This window comes from Denitrovibrio acetiphilus DSM 12809, assembly GCF_000025725.1.
GTDB lineage: Bacteria > Chrysiogenota > Deferribacteres > Deferribacterales > Geovibrionaceae > Denitrovibrio > Denitrovibrio acetiphilus.
The window spans coordinates 1,237,063-1,253,784 of the sequence record NC_013943.1; the positions used below are offsets into that span (position 1 = coordinate 1,237,063).

Annotated in this window: 19 protein-coding genes; 8 read left to right on the top strand and 11 right to left on the bottom strand. The window is 42.0% G+C overall.

Annotation, left to right across the window (positions count from 1 at the left end; genetic code table 11):
• Positions 1 to 80: 80 nt before the first annotated feature.
• From priA to DACET_RS06020, 8 genes are read right to left on the bottom strand one after another with little or no spacing between them, the layout of a single operon-like run.
• Positions 81 to 2,027, bottom strand: a complete 1,947-nt coding sequence (priA, locus tag DACET_RS05985) for a replication restart helicase PriA (protein ID WP_013010484.1) — start codon at positions 2,025 to 2,027, stop codon at positions 81 to 83.
• Positions 2,024 to 3,556, bottom strand: a complete 1,533-nt coding sequence (locus DACET_RS05990) for a fatty acid--CoA ligase (protein WP_013010485.1) — start codon at positions 3,554 to 3,556, stop codon at positions 2,024 to 2,026. Before DACET_RS05990 ends, priA begins: the two co-directional genes overlap by 4 nt.
• A complete protein-coding gene (locus DACET_RS05995) occupies positions 3,546 to 4,148 on the bottom strand; it encodes a Maf family protein (RefSeq protein ID WP_013010486.1) in 603 nt (200 codons plus the stop codon). Before DACET_RS05995 ends, DACET_RS05990 begins: the two co-directional genes overlap by 11 nt.
• On the bottom strand, positions 4,139 to 4,654 hold the full coding sequence (locus DACET_RS06000; RefSeq protein ID WP_013010487.1) for a Gx transporter family protein: 516 nt from the start codon (positions 4,652 to 4,654) through the stop codon (positions 4,139 to 4,141). Before DACET_RS06000 ends, DACET_RS05995 begins: the two co-directional genes overlap by 10 nt.
• The gene (locus tag DACET_RS15475) at positions 4,635 to 4,979 is read right to left on the bottom strand and encodes a NusG domain II-containing protein (RefSeq protein ID WP_013010488.1); all 345 of its coding nucleotides are present in this window, start codon (positions 4,977 to 4,979) and stop codon (positions 4,635 to 4,637) included. Before DACET_RS15475 ends, DACET_RS06000 begins: the two co-directional genes overlap by 20 nt.
• Complete coding sequence (locus tag DACET_RS06010; RefSeq protein WP_013010489.1) at positions 4,966 to 5,874, bottom strand: FAD:protein FMN transferase; 909 nt, start codon at positions 5,872 to 5,874, stop codon at positions 4,966 to 4,968. The genes DACET_RS15475 and DACET_RS06010 overlap by 14 nt, the downstream gene beginning before the upstream one ends.
• Entirely contained in the window at positions 5,835 to 6,818 is a 984-nt protein-coding gene (gene amrS / locus DACET_RS06015; RefSeq protein ID WP_013010490.1) for an AmmeMemoRadiSam system radical SAM enzyme, read from the bottom strand. Before amrS ends, DACET_RS06010 begins: the two co-directional genes overlap by 40 nt.
• 6 nt (positions 6,819 to 6,824) lie before the next feature.
• A complete protein-coding gene (locus DACET_RS06020; protein ID WP_013010491.1) occupies positions 6,825 to 7,799 on the bottom strand; it encodes a polyprenyl synthetase family protein in 975 nt (324 codons plus the stop codon).
• Between the two features lie 128 nt (positions 7,800 to 7,927).
• Between DACET_RS06020 and DACET_RS06025 the strand changes: the two genes are divergently transcribed.
• Both DACET_RS06025 and DACET_RS06030 read left to right on the top strand, forming a co-directional pair.
• On the top strand, positions 7,928 to 8,602 hold the full coding sequence (locus DACET_RS06025) for a hypothetical protein (protein ID WP_013010492.1): 675 nt from the start codon (positions 7,928 to 7,930) through the stop codon (positions 8,600 to 8,602).
• Entirely contained in the window at positions 8,599 to 8,979 is a 381-nt protein-coding gene (locus DACET_RS06030) for a RidA family protein (protein WP_041229929.1), read from the top strand. The genes DACET_RS06025 and DACET_RS06030 overlap by 4 nt, the downstream gene beginning before the upstream one ends.
• A 211-nt stretch (positions 8,980 to 9,190) precedes the next feature.
• Here DACET_RS06030 and hflC read toward each other — a convergent pair whose 3' ends face one another.
• Positions 9,191 to 10,051: a protease modulator HflC gene (gene hflC / locus DACET_RS06035; RefSeq protein WP_013010494.1), complete on the bottom strand. Its 861-nt coding sequence runs from the start codon at positions 10,049 to 10,051 to the stop codon at positions 9,191 to 9,193.
• On the bottom strand, positions 10,048 to 11,043 hold the full coding sequence (gene hflK, locus DACET_RS06040; RefSeq protein WP_013010495.1) for an FtsH protease activity modulator HflK: 996 nt from the start codon (positions 11,041 to 11,043) through the stop codon (positions 10,048 to 10,050). Before hflK ends, hflC begins: the two co-directional genes overlap by 4 nt.
• 243 nt (positions 11,044 to 11,286) lie before the next feature.
• Here hflK and fusA point away from each other — a divergent pair, with 243 nt between their 5' ends.
• From fusA to DACET_RS16245, 5 genes are all read left to right on the top strand, one after another.
• Entirely contained in the window at positions 11,287 to 13,350 is a 2,064-nt protein-coding gene (gene fusA, locus DACET_RS06045) for an elongation factor G (RefSeq protein ID WP_013010496.1), read from the top strand.
• Between the two features lie 8 nt (positions 13,351 to 13,358).
• Complete coding sequence (locus DACET_RS06050) at positions 13,359 to 14,252, top strand: hypothetical protein (protein ID WP_013010497.1); 894 nt, start codon at positions 13,359 to 13,361, stop codon at positions 14,250 to 14,252.
• A 62-nt stretch (positions 14,253 to 14,314) separates the two neighbouring features.
• Positions 14,315 to 14,590: an integration host factor subunit alpha gene (locus tag DACET_RS06055; protein ID WP_013010498.1), complete on the top strand. Its 276-nt coding sequence runs from the start codon at positions 14,315 to 14,317 to the stop codon at positions 14,588 to 14,590.
• A complete protein-coding gene (locus tag DACET_RS06060; RefSeq protein WP_013010499.1) occupies positions 14,583 to 14,888 on the top strand; it encodes a MerR family transcriptional regulator in 306 nt (101 codons plus the stop codon). Before DACET_RS06055 ends, DACET_RS06060 begins: the two co-directional genes overlap by 8 nt.
• A gap of 59 nt (positions 14,889 to 14,947) precedes the next feature.
• Entirely contained in the window at positions 14,948 to 15,109 is a 162-nt protein-coding gene (locus DACET_RS16245; RefSeq protein ID WP_169304193.1) for a hypothetical protein, read from the top strand.
• A 131-nt stretch (positions 15,110 to 15,240) separates the two neighbouring features.
• On the opposite strand, the gene DACET_RS06065 is transcribed toward DACET_RS16245, so the two are convergent.
• Entirely contained in the window at positions 15,241 to 15,939 is a 699-nt protein-coding gene (locus DACET_RS06065) for a FecR domain-containing protein (protein ID WP_013010500.1), read from the bottom strand.
• 159 nt (positions 15,940 to 16,098) lie between these two features.
• Here DACET_RS06065 and DACET_RS06070 point away from each other — a divergent pair, with 159 nt between their 5' ends.
• Complete coding sequence (locus tag DACET_RS06070) at positions 16,099 to 16,677, top strand: LPP20 family lipoprotein (protein WP_013010501.1); 579 nt, start codon at positions 16,099 to 16,101, stop codon at positions 16,675 to 16,677.
• Positions 16,678 to 16,722: the final 45 nt, after the last annotated feature.

The following is a 16,722-nucleotide window of genomic DNA, read 5'->3' on the forward strand; positions in this document are numbered from 1 at the left end:
AAAGTATTATTAACTATGCAATATAAAATATACTTATTAATCAATTCTGCAAACAAAATGCTGTGTCGATACTGAAAAAATCACATGAAAAAGTGAGGGTCACGGTCTATTTTAATACGAAGTGTTGTTTTAGCGTTATCTTTTAAAGTGTTGGCTGCTGCTCTGATTAATTTCGACAGTTCTGAGTTCAATGGACTTTTTATGATGATTCCATAGCGGAACCTGTTTTGTATTTTATATATCGGCGCCTGTGCGGGGTAAAATACCTCTGCATCATTTTTAAAACGGAGGAGAGTGTCGTAAACAAGGAATGCGGCGTCTTTCACAGCCTCTTCTTTTGTGTGAGAGAGGGTTATACGGCACATTTTATAAAATGGCGGATAGTTGAAAAGTTTCCTCCGTGCCATCTCCATTTCGTAAAATGTGGTGTCCAGACAATCCAGCCTTTTAAAAAGGTCAAGTTCGGGCATTGCTGTTTGTATAACAACACGTCCTTTTTTATCTGCACGCCCGGCACGTCCTGCAAGTTGCAGCAGAAGCTGGTATGCTCTTTCATTTGCTCTGAAGTCCGGCAGAGTGAACATGTTGTCAATATTTATGATGCCTGCCAGTGTTACATTGCCGAAATCAAGCCCCTTTGCCACAAGCTGAGTCCCTGCCATGATAGGGTATTCGCCATCTTCGAAGCTTTTAAGCATTTCGGAGAGTTTTTTGTACGATTTAACATTTTCAGTGTCGAGTCGGAGTATTTTCTTTTCAAATGCTGTTTCCAGAACTTCTGCAACTTTTTCAGTTCCTGCGCCGTAGTCGGTTATGTCGTCACTTCCGCAGTGGAGGCATTTAGGTCTTCTGACTTCCTGAGAACAGTAGTTGCATTTGCATGTATTTGTTGACTTATAGTATGTTACGGCGACAGAACAGTTAGAGCAGTTTATAATATTTCCGCATTTCCGGCAGTACAGGGTGTGGGAGTAGCCTTTTCTGTTTATCAGCAGTATGACCTGCTCACCTCTGTTTATAGTTTCATATATTGCATCGTAGAGCGGGATGGACAGAATACCGCCTATAGGTTCTTCCTCTTTCATGTCTACTATCTGAATTTCCGGCATATCGGTGTCTGGTCTGCACGGGATAGAGTGATATAAGTATTTTCCGCTTTTAGCGTTTGCCCAGCTTTCAAGTGATGGTGTGGCACTTGCCAGAATCACAGGTATTTTGAGTATCTTTCCGTAAAGGACAGACATATCCCGAAGCTGATAAGAGGGGATCTCGTCCTGCTTATAACTGCTTTCGTGCTCTTCATCGACTATTATAAGACCTATCTCTTTTGCCGGGACAAAGAGCGAGCTTCTTGCCCCCAGCATCATCGGCAATGTGCCGGCTGAGAAGCTCCAGAACGCTTCTTTGCGCTTCTTTGGTGTCTTCTTGCTGTGGTATGACAATACGTCGAACCCCATGCGTGCAGACAGCCTGTTTTCAAGCTGAGGTGTAAGGGATATTTCAGGCACTAGGTAGAGCACCTGTTTGCCTTCGGCTATAACTTTTTTTGCTAGCTCTATGAATATCTCTGTTTTCCCGCTGCCGGTAACGCCGTGCACCAGATGGGTTGAGAAGCCGTCTTTCAGTGATGAATATATACCGTTATAGACAGAAAGCTGCGCTTCGTTGAGGGTTAGTTCTTTCGGTTCAAAATGTTTTATCTCTACTGTAGTTTTCTCGCTGGTGTAGACCTGTTCGGAGATGACACCCTTCAGAACCTGCCCTGCACCGGCACAATAGTACTCTGATATTTTCATTATCAGATCCATGTATTCGCAGCTGAAGATTGGGTTTGTGTCGTGTACTGTGCTGATATTTCTGTATTTTATGGATTCATCCGGAGCCGTGTTTTCTCTGAGGACTATGCCGGTGAGAGTTCTTCTGCCCAGGGGGACAGTGGCTCTGACCCCGTTCTGAATTTCGTCTTCGGATGTATAGGTGTAAATCCCGCCTGTTGGAACAGGCAGGATGACATCGTAATATTTCATTTGTTCAGAGCTTTGGCTTTCAGCTCTCTCTTGAGTATTTTCCCTGTGACAGTCATGGGGAGATCGGTTTTCACATAAATCTGTTTCGGCAGTTTATAATTTGCGAGACAGTTTTTCAGATACACACGTATTTCCTTATCTGTTAATTCAACATCGTCTTTCGGTTTGACATACGCAACAGGGATTTCGCCGCTTGCTTTGTCAGGCATCCCTATAACTGCCGCTGCTGCAATTCTTTCATGTTTGTGAAGGACTTCTTCTATCTCTCTGGGATAAACATTCATCCCTTTTACAATGATAAGATCTTTTTTGCGGTCAACAATATATATATATCCGTCCTCGTCAATTTTCGCCAGATCACCTGTGAAGAGCCACCCGTTGCGGAGGGCGCTTTTAGTAAGCTCAGGCATATTCCAATACCCCTGCATAACGTTTGGTCCTTTGACAATGAGCTCTCCGACGTCACCGGTAGGCACTTCTTTTTCAAATTCATTGACTACTTTGGCTTCGACACCTTTCAATGCGGGGCCGACAGAGAGAGGTTTTTGTTCCTTCAGCTTATTTGCGGAAACAACAGGTGATGCCTCAGAAAGCCCGTACCCTTCTATTATCGGTCGTCCGAACTTCTGTCTGAACTGCTCAAGTGTTTCCTCAGGAAGTGGTGCTCCTCCGCTGACATGAAGCCTTATAGGGTATAGATATTTTATAAAAAATTTCGGCATCTTTGATTTTAAGAGTGCCATATAAACCTGCGGAACACCGAGGAAAAAAGTCGGGCGTTTGTATAAAAGTATCTTTTTGAATGTTTTCTTTTTAAGGTCATTCACGCTTTCAAGAATAATGATGGATGAACCCACATATGTTGGCAGTATGATACATGTCATCATTGCGTAAGAGTGAAAAGCAGGAAGAAAGAGCAGGAACCTGTCCTTGATGGTAACTTTGAATCTTGCCAGACATGCAGCTGTGTTCGAAGTCATATTGCTGTGAGTCAGCATTGCACCCTTTGGGTGACCTGTCGTACCTGATGAATATATAAAAACTGCGAGGTCGTCTTTGGTTATTTCTATTTCTGGATTATTTTCATTTATGACTGCTGACGTGTTTACATTGTCTGAGCTGAAAGATGTTTCAGTGTATGCGATAACAGAGCTAAGGTTTTCGCAAAGAGCCTTTATCCCTGTGGCAACGTTTTCGAAGTTTTGTGATGTCACAAAAAACTTAGCCTGACTGTCGTTAATCATATAGGCGACTTCTTCCTGCTTGAGGAATGTGTTCACCGGGATTGCTATTCCGCCGGATTTTAATATTCCGAAGAATGTAACGAAAAACTCAGGGCTGTTTTCAAGCATAACGGCAACACGGTCACCTTTATTTATCCCTTTTTCTATAAGGATATGCGCCAGCCTGTTAGCACGCTTATTTATATCTCTGTAGGTAAATTTCTCATCATTAAAAAATAAATATTTCTTTCTGCTTTGTCTTTCAGCCTGTCTTTCAAGGCATTTATGAACTAGATCAATATGCATTCAGTCCTCCGGGACGTACACCAAACTTTATCAGTCTTTCAAAAAGTTCAGCAACCGGGAGCCCTACGACATTGTCGTAACAGCCATCGATCTTTTCCACCATAAGGCTTCCTTTCCCTTGTATGGCGTAGGAACCTGCTTTATCAAAAGGTTCTTCAGATTTGATATACCATCTGATAAATTCATCAGAGTAATTTTTAAAATATACGTCAGTTGTGCGGTAGAATCTTTCGCACACGGCTGCACGTTTGTTTATTATGGCAACGCCTGTGGTGACCTGATGTTTCTTATTCCGGAGGAACTGGAGAGCATCCATGATGTCCTGCTCGCCTTTCGGTTTGCCAAATATTCTGTCTTCGCAGGATACTATTGTGTCGGCAGCTATTATAAAAGCTTCGTCGTAAAGGTTCGACACGTCATAGCCTTTCATTGCGGCATTTTTTATAGTGAGCTCACCAACTGGGATATTGGGGCTCATGTCTTCTTTTGCTTTGGATGTAACGTATTGGAAGTTAATACCTATTCTTGTCATGAGTTCGCGTCTGCGGGGTGACCCGCTTGCGAGTATTATTTTTTGAAAATTTAAGTGCACTCTTCAACCCCTGGGAAATTCTTTAGAATCTGTATGGTTATATAGCCTGTTACAGCGCCTGTAAGCACTGAAAATAGTGTGAAATACGGTAATAAGTTATAAATCGCATCAGCTTTGATGTAAAGGTTTTTTACAGCAAAAAACTGTACGGAGATGTGTACAAATGCCCCTACAGCTCCTGTGGACAAAGGGCTTGTGAATCTACCGGATAAAAATATATAAAGTGCCATAGCTGCTGTGGCACAGAGTGTTGCGGGCATACTTATAGACATTTTAACTAGCAGATTTCCCGTAAGGAGCGGTACAAGAATGGACTTAGCCAGTGCGACATATATTGCTGCTGGAAAGTCTAATATGTAAAGGCACATCATAATGCCTACATTAGAAAGCCCCATGCGAACCCCGGGAACAGGTAAAGCCACGAACGTTTCAAACACGCCCAGCGTTACAGTCAGTGCGGCAAATAGCCCTGTTGTTGCCAGACGCTTACTCTGAGACTGCGTCATATACGACCTCTCTGCACTCTATCACAAGAGCATATCTGTTCGGTACACAGACAGCGGTCTGTCCACATTCTTTTGCCCAGCCGGTATGTACGCATATCTGATTGGAACAGTCACTTTTAAGAAAGCGGGCCCCATCTTTGGTTACCTCAATAATCACATCACCGCCGTGGAGTTCTATCATCTGGTTTTCTAATTTTATCTGTTTTTTTACGTTATTACTGATCAGAAAGAGTTTCTTTTCACCATTTCCTTTGTTTAGCATCAGCATTAAAGAAAGGGCTATAAGAGCTGAAATAATCAGAAAGTCTGTTTTAGTTATTTTCAAATTTTTCCCACCCGCAGAGTTTTATCTTCTCTTTATCCTTGGTGAAAAGAAGCACAGGAGTTTTGAGCCTGCTGCATTGAATCTTTATATCCTCAGGGGGCAGCAGAAAGAACACTGTAGCGAGACCATCGGCTGTGACAGTATCATCTGCGATAACGCTTACACTGGAGTAAAATAGTGGATTTTTACCTGTCGTAGCATCGAATATATGAAAGATCATTGTGCCGTCATCCGCCTGAAAAAAACGTTCATAGTCTCCGCTGGTTGCAAGAGCCTTATTCCGCAGATTGACTATGGAGAGCATCTCTTCACTTGTTTCAGGGTGTTTTATTGCCACCCGCCATTTTCTGGCTCCCTTTGAGCCCATAGCGTAGAGGTCGCCTCCCGCATTAATGAGTGCACTGTTGATGTTTTCAGCTTTAAGGCGGCTCACAGCTTTGTCAACAATATAGCCTTTTGCGTATGCTCCCATATCCACCATGACATTTTGTTTCTTGTCGATGTTGTCCAGAGCTTGATCAAGCTCGTTATCGTCAGGCACTCTGAAAGGTCCTTCGGGAAAACCGTATAAAATTGATATGGTATGTGCAAAGATATTGAATCTGCCGTCTGTAATGTCAGAAAACTCTGAACCCCTTATGTTCAATTCCTGCATCACCCCGCTGAAGTTGAAGTTCTGCGTTTTGTTGGCAGTTTCAGTGGCAGATTTGATTGTATTTTCTAATTCCTGCATTTTTGCACGGATATCCTGTGTCTTGTCGAAGTTTTTTTCAGTCAGAGTTACACTAACAAATGTCCCCATGCTGTAAAACCGTTCCGTTCTGTAAGGATCACTGCATGCTGCAAGTGTTAAAATTAGAAATGAATAGAGAGTGAGGTGGAGCATTTTGTGCATTTGTTATCTTCCGTTAGGCATTGGGTGTAATAGCCGTTGCGCTTTATTATTATTTCCCCGCATTGGGGGCATTTTGTGTCTGATGTTCCGGGGATGGATGCATTGCCGACATAGACATAGTTCAGGTACTGCATCGCCAGCTTTCGGAAATCCTTAAGCGTTGATTCATTAGTTATACTTAAAGAGCTTTTATGCTGAGGGAAATATCTGGATATATGCAGAGGGATGTTTTTATCTATGTCCGCTATGAAGATACACATCTTTTTAAAGGTTTCGATGTTGTCGTTCAGCCCCGGGATGAGAAGATTAGTAAGCTCGATGTGCGTTCCCGCTTTGGCTGATGTTTCGATGGTGTCTAGAGTAGTCCGGAGATATCCGCCTTCGTCTTTATAAAATTTCTCTGTGAAGCCTTTGATATCTATGTTCATGGCATCAATAAACGGAAGTAGTTCCTTCAGCGGAGCGTTGTTTATCTGTCCGTTTGTAACCATAACGTTTGCCTGACCTGCTTCTCTGAATATTTTTGCACAGTCATATATAAATTCATACCAGACGATCGGTTCGTTATAAGTATATGCAATACCGAAGCTGTTGTTTGCTTTTGACAGTCTTAGGAGTCTTTCTGGGGTGGTGCTCTGACGTGTTGTTTCCTTTGTGCTTATCTGCCAGTTCTGACAGTGTCTGCATCTCATATTGCAGCCGTTTGTGCCGACAGAAAGTATGTCTTTGCCTGGGTGAAAATGATAAAGAGGTTTCTTTTCCACAGGGTCAACTGAAACAGAGCAGGGCTCACCATATGCGGTCTGCTGGAGCATACCGTCTATGTTTCTGCGTATGAGGCAAATGCCTGTTTCCCCTTTTGATATGCGGCACATATGAGGGCACAGTCTGCACGTTACATCACCGCCGCCGGATTGTTCCCAATGCCTAGCGAGCACACCCATAGGTTTTTACCTGTCTCTTGCAACCATATAGTCAGCCAGAAAATCGAGTGCATCCCTGTATTTACTTTTTTCAAAGAGGTTCAGGTTTGCTTTGGCTTCCTGAATGTATTTATCAACCACAAGCTCGGATTTTGCTTTCACGTCGTAAGTGTTCATAAGATCCAGTATGTAGTTAAGGTTCTCTTCCGAAGACCGTTCGTCAACTATTATATTGCGTACACGCTTCTTCTCTTCTTCGGCAGCGTTAGCCAGAAGGGTTATTATAGGAAGTGTTATCTTACCTTCTTTAAGGTCTGTACCGGGCTTTTTCCCTGTTTTTTCAGGGTCGCCGAGGTAGTCGAGGATGTCATCCGCCATCTGGAAAGCAATCCCCAGCGTCTTGCCGAAGTCTGCCAGTGCCTTTTGTTTTTCCACAGGCATTTCACCCAGTATAGCTCCTATTTCGCAGCAAGTGGCGAACATCACGGCTGTTTTAGAATTAATTATTCTGAGATAGTCGTCCATTGTGATTTTGACATCTGCTGTTTTGATGAGCTGGAATACTTCCCCTTCGCTCATGGTGCGTGCTGCAACAGCCAGAAGCATCTGGGCACGGCTGTCTCCGTCTTTTACAAGGTTCATGAAAGCTCTGGAGTAAAGGAAATCACCACAGAGAACGGTAATGTCGTTGCCAAAAACATTATTGGCGCTCTCTTTCCCTCTGCGGTATTTAGCACCGTCTATAACATCGTCGTGGAGCAGTGTGGCTGTGTGGATATATTCTACAACGCCGGCGAGGTTAATTGTTCTTTCACCGTCATATCCGCACATCAGTGCTGAAAGGATCATGAATACAGGGCGGAGTCTTTTGCCCCCGCTTTCGAAGATGTATTCGGCAACTTTATTTACCATTTCAACATCTGAATCGAGATTATCTATCAGGTTTTTTTCTACTGCTTCACGTTCATTTTCGACCAGCTTCATCACGTCATTTATATTCATCCGGTGTCTACTCCAAAAAACTTAAGATTGTTGAATTATTAAAACGGGTATATTGTTACTTTAATACGTGTTCAAACACATGTAGAATATACGATATTAAATTCACTGTAAAGCGAAAGGTAACACATTTGAGCTATAGAGGACTGGAAGACGCACACCTTACATATTATAAACTTCTGGACGGGATGAACATCAAGCAGGGGGGGAAGGTCTGCGACTCTTCATTTAATGATTTTGTTACGGCTAAGTATCTGGCAGAGAAAAACCTTTTTGATAAGGTTTATGCTATGACCGTTGATAAGATGATTGTTCAGGACAAAATCGAACCTATGAGATGCGGTCCTATGATAGCCCAGACGATGCGCAGGGTTCGTGTGGACGCACATATGTGTCTCGGCGGAACTTTTAACTATATACCTGTGCATGACGTAACCCACGCTTTGCACAGCTCTCTTAATGCCGGCGGCAGTATATATATCGCTGTTTATCCTAATGTTTACGATTCGCAGGGGCGTGATGTTCTTATGATGCTGTCTGAGCTTGCCCAGCTTCCTGTGAAAGATAAGCTTACAAGGTGGTCTGTAACAGTGACAAACTCAATTACAAATATGTTTACCCGTATTGAAAATGAAGAAGTTATCGCAGATTCAAGTATCGGTGAGATAATCTCACTTTTATCCGCAGAACACTACAAACAGCAGCTTTTCCGCAGCAATGTCGAATATGAGAAGTTTTTTCAGCCTCTCAGTGCTGATCAGAAATATTATATGTCATGGAACGTTTTAAAGGGGATGAGATTATGAATATACCATTTCACACGACTAATGCACCGGACGCTATAGGTCCTTATTCTCAGGCCGTTATGACAACAGGCAATATGCTTTTTGTCTCCGGTCAGATACCGCTTGTGCCTGCAACGATGAAGATTGTTGAAGGAGGAGTGGAGGAGCAGACTACAAGAGCTCTTACGAATCTTATGTGTATAGTTGAGGACGCAGGGTTTACGAAGCAGAATATAGCGAAAGTGACGATATTTATAAAAAATATGGACGATTTCGGTGTTATAAATGGTATCTATGCTGACTTTATGGGAGAGCATCGTCCGGCAAGGGCTGTTGTCGAAGTTGCAAGGCTGCCTAAAGATGTTCTCGTCGAGATCGAGTGTATCGCCTGTAAATGATTAATGCATTTTCAATTTGGAAGACTGCTTTCGGATAAACCATCGCAGTGACGTTAAAAGTTTGGTAAGGCTTAGATGAGCTTATTCATGAAAATGTTATTTTAGAATAAAAAATCCCCAACCCTGTTATCAAAATTGGGGATTTTATTGTTCTTCTTTAAACTTTCGACAAGTCTGGTAAGGGGCTAAAAGTTTTGCGCCCGCTTTTCAGCTATTTACCGTCTTCAAGTACTTTGAAGATGTTGTTGTCAGTACTGAGGAAGAATTGTGTTCCTTCTGTCAGCACATTTTCATAAACACTAAGCGACTTATAAAACTCAAAGAACTGCGGGTCTTTACCATATGCTTTAGAATAGATATCTATAACCTTCGCATCGGTATCACCTTTTATCTCCTGAACTTCTTTATAAGCGTTTGCCAGTATGATAGCTTTCTCTTTCTCTGTTGTTGCCTTGATAACCTGAGCTTTTTCCTGCCCTTCCGAGCGGTACTGTTTTGCTATACGCTCGCGTTCCGCCTGCATTCTGGCATAGACAGCTTTTTCATTCTGAACCGGCAGGTCTGCACGTTTGATTCGTACATCGTATATTTCTATGCCGTACTCTTTTGCTTTCAGCTTTGTCAGTGCAGTTACATTGTCCATTATCTTCTGGCGGTTATGACTGACAGTTTCGAGCAGAGTGTGTTTTCCCAGCTCGTTTCTCATTTCAGAATAAATTATGTCATCCAGTCTGTTAAATGCTTCACCATAGCTTTTTACAGTCAGGTAAAATTTCAGCGGATCAGAGATTTTCCATCGGCAGAAGTTGTCTATCACAAGATTCTTCTTGTCGTTTGTGATTATTTCCGATGGCGAAGCGTCGTATTCAATGAGTTTTTTAGAGAAGTATACAACCTGGTGTACAAAAGGGATTTTAAACCTGATACCCGGTGTTTTGTACTCTGCTACCGGTTTGCCTAGTCTGGTAAGGACTGCTGTCTGGTCAACTTGTACAGTGAAGGTTGCCATTTTATAAACAACAAAAAGAGCAATCAGGATAACCGGTACTACTGCTGTTGCGTATTTTTTCATTTTGCACCCCCTGACATTGCTTTATCAAGCCCCAGGATAGGCGTGATTTCTTTTATGTTTGAATCGAAAATTTTCTTGTCGCTTTTTGCGAGAACTTTTTCCATTGTTTCAAGATAGAGCCTTTTCTTGGTGACCGCAGGGGCAGCTCTGTAGCTTTTAAGTACAGATTCAAATCTGTTTGTCTCACCCTCTGCTCTTGCAACTTTTTCCTGCTGATAGCCTTCTGCCTGCTGGAGCATAGTTGCTGCTTCTGCTCTTGCTCTTGGTATCACTTCGTTCTGATATGCCTCTGCTTCGTTAATATATCTGTTTTTGTCCTCGCGGGCGCTGGCAACGTCTTTGAAAGCGTTTACAACTTCCTGCGGGGGTTCAACATCCTGAAGCTGAACAGCAGTTATCTGTATTCCAGCCTCATATTTATTAAGTATAGCCTGTATCTCTTTCTGGGTTTCCGTCTGTATTCTGTTTTTCCCAGAGGTCAGGATATCATCTATCTTTTCTCTGCCTGCAACCTCTCTGATAGCTGATTCTGTAATGTCGAGTATTGCATCTTCGACATCGTGTACATTGTAAAGATATTTAGTAATATCAGTTATCTTGTATTGTACACTCAGGTTGATGCTTACGATATTTTCGTCACCTGTGAGCATAAGAGATTCCTGAGGCAGTGACTTAGTGCCGCTTCTGGTGGTGCGGAAACCCACTTCGAGCCTGTGCACCTTTGTAACTTCTGCTTTGTCTACTGAGTCAATGGGGTAGGGTAGGTGGTAGCTAGGTCCTGAGCCTACAACTTTCACCACCGTTCCAAACCTCTTCACCACAGCCTGTTCGGATGGCTTTACAATAAAAAATCCGCTTGCAAGCCATGCAACAATAACTACGATGGTGATCACACTTGCACCCGGTGCATTAAAGTTCATCTTCGGGAGCTTGTCCTTCAGGTCAAACTTATCGTCACCCCAGGGGCTTTGACCGCCGTTTCCGTTATTCATCAATTCCTCCGTTAAATATAAATCAGATATGCAGAGCGTTGCGTTTTTCACGTCTGCACATGTTAGATTACTTTAGAAAATAACAGTATTTGGCAAAAAAGCAAATGTATTCGGCTGATATCAGACATCGGTGATATAAATATGATATCTATGTAATATTTTTTGAACAGTCAGGCTTGAGAGTGTGAAAAGTGGATGATATAATTGATAATATTTGAATGTATTGCTCTGGAGGGTGACTATATGGAAACCAAAGACATACGTAACGTTGCATTTATATCCCATGGAGGTGCGGGTAAGACCAGCCTTGTGGAGGCTATCCTCTTCAACGCCAAGGCTACCGCCAGAATAGGGAGCGTCGATAACGGAACCAGTGTTATGGACTTTGACCCTGTTGAGATCGAGAGGGGCATCTCTCTCAGCTCAAAAGTTTGTACCATAGAGTGGCTTAAAACCCATATCAATATTGTTGATACGCCCGGGTATGCAAATTTTCTGCATGAGACGCGGGCAGGATTGTCGGCTGTAGGCGGCGCAGTTGTTATTGCTTCTGCCATTACAGGTGTTAAGGCTGAAACGAAGCGTGTGTGGGGATTTTCAGAAGAATTTGACCTTGCTAAGGTCATTTTTGTTAACAAGATGGACAAAGACCGGGCTGACTTTTTCAGAGCATTAGGAGACATTGAAAAATCTTTTGGCGTAACGCCGATTCCGCTTTTTTTACCAATAGGGAAAGAAGACAGCTTCAGGGGAATTATTGACCTTGTGAAGATGAAAGCATATATATATCCTGCTGAACCGACAGCAGAATTTTCTGTTGAAGAGATACCTGCTGAAAGCATGGCAGATGTTGAAAATTATCGTAACAAGCTTCTGGAGGCTGTAAGCGAAACCGATGATGCTTTGATTGAAAAGTATCTGGAAGGGGAAGAGCTGACAGAAGAAGAAATACTGAAAGGTATAAGAGAAGCTACGATTTCTAAGCAGTTTATCCCTGTTATCTGCGGTTCTGCTGTAAAAAATATAGGGAGTAAATTTCTGCTGGAGGCGATAATAAACTACCTTCCGTCACCGCTGGAGCGTGAGCATAAAATGGCGGTGGAAGAAGATACTGGTGAAGAAGTTTTCGTTGAACCTGCATCTGAAAATTTTACTGCATGGATTTTTAAAACATTCATGGATCCTTTTGCTGGTAAATTGACTCTGTTCAGAGTATATTCCGGCGAGATAACAAATGACACAGAGGTTTACAACTCTGCCAAAGGTAAAAAAGAGAAGATTTCCCAGCTTTATATTTTGCAGGGTAAAAACCATATAAAAGTTGACAAACTCGTTGCCGGACAGATAGGTATGGTAAATAAGCTTAAAATAACCGATACTTTTGATACCTTTTGCGATCCGAAGCATAAACTGGTTTTCCCTAAATATCAGCTTATGGACCCTGTCCTTGCATATTCTCTGAAACCTAAGTCTAAAGATGACGAAGATAAGGTTTCAGGCGGTTTGCACAGGATTATGGAAGAGGATGTCGGACTTAGACTGGATAGAGATGAACGTTCCGGAGATATGCTTATCAAAGGTATGGGGCAGATGCACATCGAAGTTGTTGTTGAGAAACTCAGCAAAAAATTTGGTGTGGAAGTTGAGCTCCAAGCTCCAAAAGTGCCTTATATGGAAACAATCAGGGCGTCTGCCAGAGGGCAGGGGAAATATAAAAAGCAGTCCGGTGGACGTGGTCAGTATGGTGATGTACATATAGAGCTTGCACCCCTGAAGAGTGGCGAAGGGTTTCAGTTTGAAAATAAAATTGTAGGTGGAGCTGTACCCAGAAATTATATCCCTGCTGTTGAAAAAGGGATTTATGATGCATCCAAAGAGGGTGTTCTGGCGGGGTTCCCGCTGATAGATTTTAAGGCTGTTCTTGTTGATGGATCATACCATTCGGTTGACTCATCGGAGATGGCGTTTACTATCGCAGGCTCAATGGCATTTAAAAAAGTTGCTCTGGATGCAAAACCTGTACTTCTCGAACCGGTTATGAATTTAGATGTTTTTGTGCCTGACGACATGACAGGGAACGTTATCGGTGACCTTAATGCCAGAAGAGGAAGGATAATGAATGTGGAGCCAGAATCTAACGGTCAACACATAAGATCACAGGTTCCTATGGCTGAGGTCTTGAAATATGCACCGGATCTTCGTAGTATGACAGGTGGTCACGGCATTTTTTCGATGGATTTCTCTCATTACGAAGAGGTTCCGTCACACCTTGCAGAAAAGGTTATAGCAGAAAATAAAGGGGAATAAACCTGTAGATGAATGACATTAATTTGATCAGATACCATAACAGAAGCTCAAGTGAAATTAATATGCTTCTGGCTGGGGAGACAGCAGATAAGCTTTTCTCCAGAGTGGTTCTGGGTGAATCTAAGAAAGGAGCCGGCTCTTCTATGCTGGTTCTTTTCGGTACTGTGGCGGCATCTTTTGCCTGTGCGGTTTTTGCGTCTTATGTCATTTATCATGTTGTCCTTGTTAAAGATATATCTTTGCCTGCCATAGATAAGACTAAGATAGCAAAGAAAGTTTCAGATTATAAACTTGAGCTGAGAACAGGTGGGGATCCTTACCTGAAAGACGGCTTTCAGAAGATCGCAGAGGTGGAAAAAACACCGGATGCGAATGCGCAGCCTGTTGTTGTGGTTTCCGGATATAAACCACCTGTAGATAAAGAGGCAAATCCGGAGCTTTTCACTAAACCTGTGGAACTGCAAGGAGAGCCTAAAAAGCGCAAAAGAGATAAACGTATGTTGGTTACCCCTATTTTTACGGGTAATCACGTTATACAATTTCTGGACGTTAATGAAAAAGAAGCAGCGAAGGTTAGGGTTCTTGCAGAAAATAACGATTTTAATCTTGAGATAATTGGTTCCAGTAAAAAGGCTTTCAGGAAATGGAAGGCATATAGAGAAGACAGAAGTTCCAGTGTGGTTATAGCGGGAATGAATGTCAAATATATGAAAACTTTTAAGAGCAGACAGGCCGCTCTTGACTATCTGGAAGAGAAAAGAATAGCAGGGATAGTTGCAACAGACACAACTTACTATGACTATTACGATATGGAAGTTTGCTGCCTCGGAGACGAAGCTGCGGAAAAACTTGCCCGTGGAAGCGGTATTGCTATGAAGAAAATTAAAATTCTTAAGAAATAGCAACAAAAAGCGTTGACGGGTCTTTTTTTAACGGATAAAATCTTAATACTTGGAGGTTCGCTATGACAAAAGCTGATATAGTTGAGTTGATTCACGAGAAACTAGGTCTTACTAAGAAAGACATTGCTAAAGTTGTCGATGAACTTTTTAACGAAGTTAGAGATCAGATACTCGGCAAAAACAATGTCAAAATATCCGGTTTTGGTAATTTTGAAGTTAAAAAGCGCGGGCGCAGAATAGGACGTAACCCTAAAACAGGAGTTGAGACTGTTATTGAACCAAGAACAGTTGTCGTATTCAGACCTAGCCAGATTTTTAAAGATGAGGTAAATGACTAAGCTATTTTATAAAATAGGCGAAGTCTGCGACATTACAGGTCTTAAACCTACAGTTCTTAGATTTTGGGAAAAAGAGTTCAGACAGCTTCGACCTACTAAATCATCTGGTGGTCAGCGTCTTTACACGGAAAAGCATATTGAACTTGCAAAACGTCTTAAGGTTATGCTTTATGATGAAAAGTTCACCATTGAAGGTGTAAAGAAAAAACTAGCTGAGTCTGAAGATTATGAAACTGGTCTTAATAAAGAACAGATTAAAAGCGAACTTAACAATATACTTAAACTATTAAACTCCTGACAGTCTCAGGAGTTTTTTTTTATGCGGTAGAAAACAGAACACCACGTATTTATGTGTGAATGAATGAGCTAATCACAGCTTTAGAACTTATGAGTCATTGCGAAGAATATAATGACGAAGCAATCTCAGGACTAACTAACGAGTCCAGAGACTGCCACATCCCTGCGGACTTCGCAGTGACGTGTTTTGCATATACTCTGGCTGTGACAACGAAGTTGTAACTTCGTGTGTTAAGCATGTGCGAAGCAATAGAACCACAGGTTTCTCCGAGGGAATCTATATGATCTACCAGCAATACAAATCACATCCTAATATGAAGAATATAAGTAAGATGTTATTAGAGCCTATCCGTTTATTCGACATCGTTAAGAAGATAAAATGCCTGCTCAATATCCTTGTTAAACTTTATCTCATGAACCTCGCTACCGTCTATTGCAAATGCGCTCCCTGCTTTCATTTTAAAGTTATGTACATATTCAACAAAATTTTCTTGAAGGTCTTTAACATATTGGTCATATTCGCCCATCATTTTTTTAACGTAAGCTTCATATTCGTCTATCTGAACCTCTGAGTATTTTTTAAAGTTGCCCTCTTTGGATGTAACTTCGAGCTCTCCTTCTTTCAGGAAAATAGCATTTCTCCCTGTTTCGCTTGTGTCTACGACAAATTTTGTGCCTTTGACACCGATGACCGCAGTTGTGAGCGATATATTGACTCCTGATGTTTTGCCTCGGGTTTTAATGGAAAAGACGACTCTTCCTGCTTCCGGAGCATAGGTGTTAGTGCTCTCCACTGTAAGTACAGAATTTTCCGCAAGTGCGATCTTATCTTCATTAATGAACTTCAAAAGAGCAGTTGCTTCTCTTTTGGTTGCTACACGGTTGTGCTCATATATTTCAGTCTTAGTTTCGGTCACGTTTTCAGGTCTTGGTGAAGTTCCGTCGTATATCTGTACACGACCTTCGAAATTTTCGATGATGCCTGCTTTTTCAGCACCATAAACTGAAATTGAGGAGACCATAAATATCAGTATTATTATCAGTTTTTTCATTTTCAACTCTCCATAATACATTATGTCATGTATTAGATAATTATGTAGTGAATAATCACTTTATTTTTTGATATCATCTATTATGCTGTGTAATTATCATGGTAACATGCATAAGTGTGTGGTAAATTATTATATTAAAAAAGTATACGGAGGTTCAAGATGAAAAAGATAGTTCTGTTTCTTGCTGCTGTGGGATTACTTATGGTTGGATGTGCAGGCAGCGAACCAAAACAGGAACTCGCGGATCCGTGTTTTCAGGGTGCTCCTAGCTGGGTTGTTAATCCACAGGTTGAAGGTGCGATTGCGGCAGCCGGTTCTGCTAAGAAATCTGCCGGTGGTATGCAGTTTACGAGAGACGCTGCTATGGCTAATGCCAGAAGCGAAATCTCCCGTGTTATAGAAGTTAAAGTTAATACAATGATGAAAGACTTTACTCAGGTTACCGGTGTTGGAGATGCAGAGACTGTTGATAAAGTGACATCTTCTGTTTCCAAACAGGTTTCAAGCCAGGTACTTCAGGGCACAATGCAGAAAGACGCATGGTTTTCTCCATGTGGCGAGCTTTATGTTCTCGTAGTTCTTGACCCTAGTAAAGTTGCTGACGCCACAAAGAAACAGGTTGTGACAAGCATGAAAAACGATCAGGCTCTGTGGCAGCAGTTTCAGGCTCAGAAAGCACAGGACGAGCTTGATGCAGCTGTTAATAAAGAGTTCGGTCAGGGCGGATTGGGTCAGTAAGAGATATTTTATAAAATTTAAGAGGGCAGTCCGTTTGGCTGCCCT

Bases quoted from the DNA above. Each gene is read 5' to 3' on its own strand.
- DACET_RS06000 (WP_013010487.1), bottom strand. From the start codon at position 4,654: ATGACGCAGTCTCAGAGTAAGCGTCTGGCAACAACAGGGCTATTTGCC.
- DACET_RS06020 (WP_013010491.1), bottom strand. From the start codon at position 7,799: ATGAATATAAATGACGTGATGAAGCTGGTCGAAAATGAACGTGAAGCA.
- DACET_RS06030 (WP_041229929.1), top strand. From the start codon at position 8,599: ATGAATATACCATTTCACACGACTAATGCACCGGACGCTATAGGTCCT.
- DACET_RS06070 (WP_013010501.1), top strand. From the start codon at position 16,099: ATGAAAAAGATAGTTCTGTTTCTTGCTGCTGTGGGATTACTTATGGTT.
- DACET_RS06050 (WP_013010497.1), top strand. From the start codon at position 13,359: ATGAATGACATTAATTTGATCAGATACCATAACAGAAGCTCAAGTGAA.
- DACET_RS06055 (WP_013010498.1), top strand. From the start codon at position 14,315: ATGACAAAAGCTGATATAGTTGAGTTGATTCACGAGAAACTAGGTCTT.
- hflK (WP_013010495.1), bottom strand. From the start codon at position 11,043: ATGAATAACGGAAACGGCGGTCAAAGCCCCTGGGGTGACGATAAGTTT.
- DACET_RS16245 (WP_169304193.1), top strand. From the start codon at position 14,948: ATGAATGAGCTAATCACAGCTTTAGAACTTATGAGTCATTGCGAAGAA.
- fusA (WP_013010496.1), top strand. From the start codon at position 11,287: ATGGAAACCAAAGACATACGTAACGTTGCATTTATATCCCATGGAGGT.
- priA (WP_013010484.1), bottom strand. From the start codon at position 2,027: ATGAAATATTACGATGTCATCCTGCCTGTTCCAACAGGCGGGATTTAC.
- DACET_RS06065 (WP_013010500.1), bottom strand. From the start codon at position 15,939: ATGAAAAAACTGATAATAATACTGATATTTATGGTCTCCTCAATTTCA.
- DACET_RS05990 (WP_013010485.1), bottom strand. From the start codon at position 3,556: ATGCATATTGATCTAGTTCATAAATGCCTTGAAAGACAGGCTGAAAGA.
- hflC (WP_013010494.1), bottom strand. From the start codon at position 10,051: ATGAAAAAATACGCAACAGCAGTAGTACCGGTTATCCTGATTGCTCTT.
- DACET_RS06060 (WP_013010499.1), top strand. From the start codon at position 14,583: ATGACTAAGCTATTTTATAAAATAGGCGAAGTCTGCGACATTACAGGT.
- DACET_RS06010 (WP_013010489.1), bottom strand. From the start codon at position 5,874: ATGCACAAAATGCTCCACCTCACTCTCTATTCATTTCTAATTTTAACA.
- amrS (WP_013010490.1), bottom strand. From the start codon at position 6,818: ATGGGTGTGCTCGCTAGGCATTGGGAACAATCCGGCGGCGGTGATGTA.